Below are 3386 nucleotides of genomic sequence, written 5' to 3'. Positions count from 1 at the left end.
ATCATGGGCCGGACCTTTTACAGGCTGGGACTGCATGACGTCTGCGGGCTTTTCAGGGCCACGGCTATCCCGGAAAAGATATGGAAGCATGATGCCCTTGTTTTCCGGATGGGCGGGGAAGTCTGGCTTCTGGACCCCACATTTCTCCAGTTCTGCTTTTGGCCCCGGCTCAGATCCTGCCCGGCCGGGGCGGATGGAAAATCTTCCGTCAGACCGGCCGTATTCATGACCCGGCATGTGTCCAGAGAGTCGATGGATGCCCTGCTGTCCCGGGGCTTCATACGCCTGGATGAAGTTTTTGCCCATTATTATCTGGCATCGTTCTGCAAAGACAGAAGCCCTGCTTTTTCATCGCCGGAAGAAAGCATGCACCACCTGTCCGGCCTTTCCTGGAATACTGATTCCCGGGATTTAATCACATTGTATGTCACCAGCCACGCCATGTCCCTGGATACCAGGTTCCTGCTCTCCTGTTCTTCTGGCCCTTCGTATCAAACAGCGCGACCGGCCTGATCTGGTCAAAGCCGGTTGACGAAAACAAAAAATACCCCCAGGGTTTATCCGGAAAAACAGGAAACAGGCCATGTTGTCCCCTTCTGCTGACAGCTCATCCTTTTTCGCCGCCGCAGTCCACGGGCCGGCAGCAGAAGGCCTGACCGTTTCCGGCGCACTGGTTCTTCGCACGCCCTTCAGAGTACACGAAACCGATCCCGGTACACGGGCAGTCACGAAAGTCTGTATTTTGCTGGCCCTTTTTGTTCTTCACAAAGCTGTACAGGCCATGCTTCACAGAACGCAGAAAAAAAGCCGGATCAGGACGGGGCAAAAGCAGAAAGCCCGGGCAAGAGATGAGCGCAGCAGGGGTGGTCCTCACTGGCATGCCTGACACGCCCCCCCTCCTCCCCCCCCTGGATGTTTCACGTGAAACACTCCATCGGCTGGAAATGTATCTGGATCTTCTGAAGCGGTGGAACCCGGCCATCAATCTGGTCAGCGCCTCTACCCTTCCGGACGCATGGAACCGGCATATCGTCGATTCGGCGCAGCTGTTTCCCCTGCTGCCCCCCGGAACGCGGCATGTGCTGGATATGGGCAGCGGCGCCGGCTTTCCCGGACTGGTCCTGGCCATTCTGGGCGTTCCCCGGGTCACGCTGGTGGAAAGCGATTCGCGCAAGTGTGTCTTTCTGAAAGAAACAGCCCGGATCACCGGCATTGCGGACCGGGTCACGGTTATCAACCGGCGACTGGAAAATCTGGCCCCGCAGGACATTCCTGCCGGGCCAGCCGATGTGGTGACAGCCCGTGCGCTGGCCCCCCTGCATGAACTGCTTGCCTGGGCCGTGCGCTTTCTGGCACAAGAGGGAACATGCCTTTTCCTCAAGGGCAAAACCGCCGCACAGGAAGAAGCCGAAGCCCGGAAAACATGGAGTTTCCAGGCCGAGCGCTTCCCCGGCCGGACAGACCCTGAAGGAACGATCCTGCGTCTCAAGGAGTGCGTCCGTGCCCCTTCCTGAACCCCAGAACCCCGTCCGCGTACTGGCCATCGCCAACCAGAAAGGCGGCGTGGGCAAGACCACCACCGCCGTGAACCTGGCCACTGCCCTGGCGGCTGTCGGAAGAAAGGTCGTGGTGTTCGATCTGGATCCCCAGGGCAATGCCTCCACCGGCCTCGATATTCCCGCCCAGGACCGCAAATCCGGCGCCTATGAGGTGCTGTTCGGCGAGCTGTCCCTGACGGACGCCCTGCGCCCGACCCTGGTGCCGGGTCTGTCGATTGTGCCGGCCTCACCCGACCTGGCGGGGGCCGAGCTGGAGCTGGTGGACAAGCCCCGGCGTGAGTATTTTCTGGACCGCGCGCTGGAAGACCTGCCGGACGGAACGGATTATGTGCTGATCGACTGCCCGCCGTCGCTGGGACTTCTGACCCTCAATGCCCTGACAGCAGCCCGGGATGTTCTGGTGCCCCTGCAGTGCGAATTCTATGCGCTGGAGGGGTTGAGCCACCTGACCCGCACCATCGAGCGGGTCCGCCGCACCATGAACCCCTCGCTGGGTATCTGCGGCGTAGTGCTGACCATGTATGACCGGCGCAACAGGCTGTCCGAACAGGTGGAAGCCGACGTGCGCGGTGTGCTGGGCGAGACTGTCTTTACAACCGTCATTCCCCGGAACGTGCGCATTTCCGAGGCCCCGTCCCACGGCCGGCCAGTGATTCTCTATGACCTGAAAAGTGCCGGGGCCCAGGCCTATGTCCAGCTGGCCCGGGAACTTCTGAAACGGGAAAAAACGCGAAAGATGGTGGCGGCATGACAGTGCAGGAAAAGCAGAAACGTCCGGGCGGCCTGGGTCGCGGCCTGTCCGCCCTGTTCGGCGACGTGGCCGCCATGACGGGCGGCCCGGGGGAAGAGCGGCAGATACTGCCCCTGGACCTTCTGGAGCCGGGCCGGTATCAGCCCCGGCGCCAGTTTGACAGCGACGCGCTGGCCCAGCTGACCGCCAGCATCAGGGAACAGGGCGTGCTGCTGCCCCTTCTGGTCCGGCGCACGCCCGGCGCGGACGGAAAATACGAGATCATCGCCGGGGAACGGCGGTGGCGGGCAGCCCGCAAGGCCGGCCTGACCGAGGTGCCCGTCATCGTCCGGGACATGGACGACCGCACGGCGCTGGAGGCAGCGCTGGTGGAAAACCTGCAGCGGCAGGATCTGAACCCCCTGGAAGAAGGCGAGGGCTACCAGCGTCTGATGACCGAGTTCGGCCACACCCAGGAGGCACTGGCCAAAGCCCTGGGCAAAAGCCGCAGCCATATCGCCAACATGGTCCGGCTTCTGGGCCTGCCCGAGCCGGTCAAGTCACTGGTCCAGACCGGTGACCTGTCCGCCGGCCATGCCCGCGCCCTGGTGCCCGCCGACGATCCTGTGGGGCTGGCCCGGGACATTGTCCGGCGCAACCTGAACGTCCGGCAGACCGAGGATCTGGTCCGCCAGGCAGCGGAAGGCCCGGCGAAGACCCCGAAAAAGCAGCCTCTCCGCCCGGCCGCCATGGCCGAACTGGAAAAATCGCTGGGCCAGTATCTGGGTCTGCGCGTGTCCATCCATGCCACCGAAGAGGGTGGCGGATCGGTTGTCCTGCACTACAGGACCATGAAGGACTTCGATGCCCTCATGGCCCGTCTGGTGCCCCGGAACAGAAAATCCCCTGAATAAGGAAAGTCACGCCGCCTGTCTGAAGTGCGGAGCAGCCAGGCTTGTCAGGGTCTGATCCTCCACTGCCGCGGCCAGGGAAGTTTCGCCCATGGGAGTGGGAGCGAAGGCTGCGGCGGCCTGGATGATCTGGCCTATCTGGTGATCCAGCTGCTGGTCGTGGAAGCCTGCCGCGGTGTTCGCAGC

The 3386-nt window shown here is 62.6% G+C and carries 4 protein-coding genes; all 4 read left to right on the top strand.

The features are described from left to right. On the top strand, nt 1-513 hold a 513-nt coding region (locus M3O22_09080; GenBank protein ID MDP9196892.1), incomplete at its 5' end, for a hypothetical protein. A gap of 365 nt (nt 514-878) precedes the next feature. Further along, on the top strand, nt 879-1514 hold the full coding sequence (gene rsmG, locus M3O22_09075; protein MDP9196891.1) for a 16S rRNA (guanine(527)-N(7))-methyltransferase RsmG: 636 nt from the start codon (nt 879-881) through the stop codon (nt 1512-1514). Beyond that, on the top strand, nt 1501-2310 hold the full coding sequence (locus M3O22_09070; GenBank protein ID MDP9196890.1) for a ParA family protein: 810 nt from the start codon (nt 1501-1503) through the stop codon (nt 2308-2310). Before rsmG ends, M3O22_09070 begins: the two co-directional genes overlap by 14 nt. Next, the gene (locus M3O22_09065) at nt 2307-3203 is read left to right on the top strand and encodes a ParB/RepB/Spo0J family partition protein (protein MDP9196889.1); all 897 of its coding nucleotides are present in this window, start codon (nt 2307-2309) and stop codon (nt 3201-3203) included. The genes M3O22_09070 and M3O22_09065 overlap by 4 nt, the downstream gene beginning before the upstream one ends. The last annotated feature ends 183 nt before the right edge of the window (nt 3204-3386 follow it).

Source organism: Pseudomonadota bacterium, assembly GCA_030775045.1.
GTDB lineage: Bacteria > Pseudomonadota > Alphaproteobacteria > JALYJY01 > JALYJY01 > JALYJY01.
Note: the sequence above shows the minus strand (reverse complement) of the source record. Positions and strands in the feature narration are given on the sequence as shown.

Bases quoted from the DNA above. Each gene is read 5' to 3' on its own strand.
- rsmG (MDP9196891.1), top strand. From the start codon at position 879: ATGCCTGACACGCCCCCCCTCCTCCCCCCCCTGGATGTTTCACGTGAA.
- M3O22_09065 (MDP9196889.1), top strand. From the start codon at position 2,307: ATGACAGTGCAGGAAAAGCAGAAACGTCCGGGCGGCCTGGGTCGCGGC.